The sequence below is a fragment of the Atribacteraceae bacterium genome, from assembly GCA_035477455.1.
Classification (GTDB): Bacteria; Atribacterota; Atribacteria; order Atribacterales; family Atribacteraceae; genus DATIKP01.
In genome coordinates this window covers 1-4,910 of record DATIKP010000058.1, presented here as the reverse complement: position 1 = coordinate 4,910, position 4,910 = coordinate 1, and the positions used below count along the sequence as shown (strand labels likewise).

At 53.4% G+C, this 4,910-nt stretch carries 3 protein-coding genes; all 3 read left to right on the top strand.

Annotation, left to right across the window (positions count from 1 at the left end; genetic code table 11):
- Positions 1-143: 143 nt before the first annotated feature.
- Positions 144-1,343, top strand: coding sequence for a M20 family metallopeptidase (locus tag VLH40_03290; GenBank protein ID HSV31033.1), 1,200 nt, complete (start codon positions 144-146; stop codon positions 1,341-1,343).
- Positions 1,343-2,314, top strand: a complete 972-nt coding sequence (locus VLH40_03285) for a DUF1175 family protein (GenBank protein HSV31032.1) — start codon at positions 1,343-1,345, stop codon at positions 2,312-2,314. The genes VLH40_03290 and VLH40_03285 overlap by 1 nt, the downstream gene beginning before the upstream one ends.
- Positions 2,315-2,516: 202 nt before the next feature.
- Positions 2,517-4,910, top strand: a 2,394-nt coding sequence (locus VLH40_03280) for an MG2 domain-containing protein (GenBank protein ID HSV31031.1), incomplete at its 3' end; no start/stop codon positions are given.

Here is a 4,910-nt window from a genome sequence, read left to right as displayed (position 1 = left end):
GTGGTTTTTCGTTATCCATTCCATCCTCTTCTGCGGATGAAAGTCCCAACGTACCAACCGGAAGAATGCCCGTTCTGCCGGGAAAAGATTGATTTGCAAAAGAGGGGCGGCCGGGCGATGAAAGGGTGAAGGGATATTGAGCCATGGCGGACTGGAAGGCTCTTCTTGACGGCGAATTCGACTTATTTGAGCCGATCAATGTGGCGCAAAGTTTGATACGGATTGCCAGTGTTTCCGGCTCAAAAGGCGAACATGAAATTGCCCGGTTTATCGCCAACTATTTCATCGATCACCAAGTTCGGGTTACCTGGCAGGAGGTCGAGGATGGACGGGCCAATCTGCTGGCTGAAATTCAGGGAGCGCTTGGGGAAGGGCCGACACTGCTCTTGAATGGACACCTGGACACGACTCCTCTGGGCAGCGGCTGGCGTAATCCTCCATTGGGCGGTCAGATTCTCGATAATCATCTCTTCGGGCGTGGTGCTTGCGATATGAAAGGGGCCTTGGGGGCTATGGTCTATGCCGCCCGTATGGTCTCCCTTTTTTCTCATTCTCTCTATGGCCGCCTGAAATTGCTCTTCGTGGTCGATGAGGAACGGGATAACGCGGGTATGAAAACCTGGATCGCTTCCTATCAGGAAAGTGGAGAACCGGTCGATTTTGCGGTTGTGGGAGAGCCGACCGACCTGAATATCAGTTTGGGTCACCGGGGAGTTGCCGGGTTTCGGGTCAAGGTGAAAGGGAAAGCGGCCCATGCCGGCATGGCCGAACAGGGAAGCAACGCCATTTGCATGGCTGCGGATATGATCCGGCTCATCGAGTCGCTGAATGGTGAGTTGCGAAAATTCGCGGATCCGGATCTGGGACACCCTTCCCTGAATGTTGGGCGGATGCAGGGGGGGGTATCGGCCAATGTTGTGCCGGAGCTGTGCCACTTCGAAATCGATGCCCGAACACTCCCGGATTATAGCTTGGATCGACTGACAGAAGATCTCAGAAAAATTTTGGGAACCGCTATTCTGAATCGACCGAAAGGATTCACTTTTGACCTTGAGCAGTCCATTCCCCACCTGCCGCCGGTGAAAATTCCCAGGAATATGAAAGAGATCGATATCCTGGCCCGTTCCATCTCCGATGTGCCCGGAGAAATGCCTATATTTGCTCCCTTTCCCGCTTCCTGCGAAGCGTCGTACCTCTTCGGAGTCGGGATCCCGACTCTTATTTTCGGGCCCGGTCGGATAGAGGAAGCGCATGGGGCGAATGAATATGTTTCGATTACCCAGGTGGTTGCCGCCAGCCGGATATACTCCTTGCTTGCTTTGCGTTTTTTGGGGGGAGGCTGATGTGGAAAAGTCTGGTTTCCGGGGTTTGCGGCCTACTTGTCTTTTTGAGTTTTGCCCTGCCCTGGCGAATCGATCTCCCGGAACGAGTTATCCTGGAGGCCGGAGGAACCGACTGGACAGTACCGCTGTTTCTCCGCACGGTGTGGGATTCCGCTCCGCTTTTCCGCGGCGTCACAGTACTTCCTTCCGACCCGGAGGTGATCCGGGTTTCCACGCTGGATTTGACGATAACGGTTGAGCCACGTTTTCTGGAAGGTCGGGGAAGAATAGAGGTTCGCTCCTTTCCCGCGGTTACCTGGATCGATTACGAAGTTCGGCCGGACTATCGGGATCGCGATGAGGACGGATTTCCCGATGTGGCTAAACTGAACACGGAATCGGATCGTCGTCTTTTCCGGGAGCGGTTTGTCGCTATCGCCCGTTCCCAATTGGTTGTGGAAAGTTCTTTGTGGAAGAATAAAGATTGTTCCGGATTGGTAAGGTTTGCTTACCGGGAAGCCCTGAAGCGTCATGACCGGGAATGGCACGCTCGATTCGGTGGGCCGCTTGCCGGGTCGGAGGAGGTCCAGGCGTTCCGCTATCCCCGGATTCCGGTGTTGGGAGACCGACTGTTCCGAATCCGTCCCGGTAAATTTGCGCCGGGAACAGCCGGTATTGATTTTTCTGCTTTCGCCTCTGCGTTCTATTTGTTCTCATACAATGCCTTACCGATCGGGAGGCGGGAGGAGTCGGCCCAAAGCGGCGACCTCCTTTTTTTTTACCAACCGCTCTTTTTTGAGTTTCCTTATCATGTTATGATCTATACGGGAAAAGGATCGGTGATCTACCATACCGGACCGGTAGAAGGTGGAGAAGGACAACTGATCGAAGCCTCCTTATATGAGCTCCGTAAACATCCTGATCCACGTTGGAGACCAGTTGTGGACAACCCCGCTTTTTTAGGATTCTACCGATGGAAGATTCTCCATTGAGAAGCTAACCTTTATGCAGCGCCCAACGGCGCCGAGCGTGAAAAAGCTGTTGAGGGTTTAGAGTGGATTCGACCAGTCGGCATGGCCAACGATATTGCATATGAAAAATAAGAATGGTCCGGAGCGTGCGAAGATTCTCACCCTCCTACCTATTATCCATAACTGATCACCCCGTTTTTATTTGCAGGGAGGGGACACCGTGATGCATCGCCGGATTTTCCTCAGTCTGTTCTTTACGGTTTTTCTGGTGGCGGGAATGTCCGCTGGTTCGTCGGCGGAGGATGTTTTTCTCTGGTTGAGTGTGCCCGCGCAAGTCTATCCCGGAGAGACGGTTGAAGCTAGACTTTCGGTCAGTGAAATCCCACGGGTGCAATTCGTGCTGTCCCGGATACAGGAACCGGCTGAGTATATCAAAAAGAGTCGTAAGGAACATTTTTTCGATGTGGGAACCTGGCGACCCGACCGACCGCTTGAACAACGGGAACACTGGCAAAACCTCAAATACGGTTTTTTCCAATCGTTACGGATACTCGCTTCCCGCCTGCTCCCCGACGGGACGAAAGTCTTCTTACGCGACCTCCTCGGAATTACTGGACCTTTGACCCCTCGCCTTATTGAAGTCAGTCCCGCCGATTATCGGCGCGGGACGGAATGGCTGAAATCCTGGGATGAAGAGATCCGTTATTCGCCCGATTCCCGCTACGCTTACACCTCTTATCAGATCGGTGCCCTCCAGGAAGGACTGTATCTTTTAACTGTTAGCGGAGGAGGCCGGGAAGCCCGGGTTCTTTTCAGCGTGAGCCGTCTTGCCCTGTCCATGAAACAGGAATCGGACCGGAGCCTCTTCTTCCTCCAGGATCCGTCGACCGGAAACCCGCAGGCCGGTGTACCCATTCAGGTCATTGTTGGAGATGAGGTCGTCGCCGAGGGTGTATCCGACCTCTCGGGTACCTGGATGGCAGACTTACAAGTCGAGAACGAGGCGGCGGTGATTGCCGGAGAAGACGGACGGTATGCCTTTCTTTCGTTCTGGCCCTTATATAGGGGAGACAATGAGGAAATCGAGGCTTTTCTCTATTCGGAAAGACCACTTTATCGACCGGGACAACGGGTTTTTTTCCGGGGTATTCTTCGCACGGTTGCCGTTAGTGGATATCTTACACCGCCGGCGGGGGAGACAGTAATCGTTCGCCTGACCGACTATTTGGATAACGAGTACGGCCGTCTGGAACTGCGATCGAACGAGTTTGGAGCCGTCTCAGCCGCGTTTGATCTGCCGAAGGCGCTGCACGAGGGCGGTTATTTGCTGGAAATGATCTGGCGGGGCAGTTCCTTTTACCATTACGTGGGCATAGAGAACTACGAGAAACCGGCGTTCGAAATTAACTTAACCACCGAGCAGTTGGTCTATGCCAACCGGGAAAAGATGCTGTTCAACCTCAGGGCGGTGTATTATTCCGGTGAGCCGATGACCCCAGCCTGGTACCGTTACCGGGTGTTGCGCTATCCCCTGCACACGTGGGGGATGCCCTCCCGGGGTGAAATGGTTCTCGAAAAGGAAGGCGAACTCGACGAACAAGGACAGGCGGTGATTCAGATCACTCCGGAGGTCGATGACAATGCCTATCGCTACGAGGTAACCGCCCAGGTTTTTGATCCAGCATACCGGGTTGTGGAAAAAACAGTGGAGGTCAAAGTGTTGCCGGGTGATTATTCCCTGATTCTTGAACCGGAACGGTATTTTGGAGAAGCTGGAACGGCGTTCCGCTGGACGGTGAGCGCCCGCGATGCCCGGAATCGACTGATCTTGGTAGGCAAGGTGTTTGCCTCGGTGAAAGAATTGACCTGGAATTCAGAAACCCAGGAATACGATGAGCAATTGAAGCGGTTTTTCACTTTTTCCCTTTCGGAAGGACAGGATACGATTGCTATTACCCTTGAGACGAGCGGGTATTATCTTTTAGAAATCATGAGCCAGGATGCATCTGGCAATCGGATCCGTTCCGCCCGCCGGTTTTACGTGGTCGGGGCGGGGTTGTATATCCCGACCCTGGGTGTGGAGATGAAGCTGGATAAAACTGAATACCGGACAGGCGAGAACGCGCGGGTCCTGATCACCCCCCCGATTGGATCAGGCCCGTTTCATTTCCTTTTTACAGTTGAAGGCCGGTCTATCCACCACCATGCAGTCAAGAGGATCGAAGGACCGACTGTAGTGGTTTTTCCTGTCGAATCGGCCCACGCTTTGGGTTGCTTCGTCTCGGTCACCGCGTTCTCCGGCGGCAGTTTTTATAATGAAACATTGGATGTGCCAGTGAAATCCGACCGTGAACTTGACGTTATGGTAACCATCGATAAAGAATCCTTTCGGCCTGGCGAACCGGGTAACATCCATATACGCGTTCTCGGACCGGACGGTATGCCGCGACAGGCCGAGGTCTCCCTAACTGTGGCCGATCAGGCGATTTTCGATATGAGTTGGTTTTGGCAAGCAAGCGTTTATGACCATTTCTACACGTATAATTACAATCGGGTCTTTACGTTGTCTTCGCATTATACCTCGTTTTACGGTCAAGGAACGCGTATACTGGACTCC

Bases quoted from the DNA above. Each gene is read 5' to 3' on its own strand.
- VLH40_03285 (HSV31032.1), top strand. From the start codon at position 1,343: ATGTGGAAAAGTCTGGTTTCCGGGGTTTGCGGCCTACTTGTCTTTTTG.
- VLH40_03290 (HSV31033.1), top strand. From the start codon at position 144: ATGGCGGACTGGAAGGCTCTTCTTGACGGCGAATTCGACTTATTTGAG.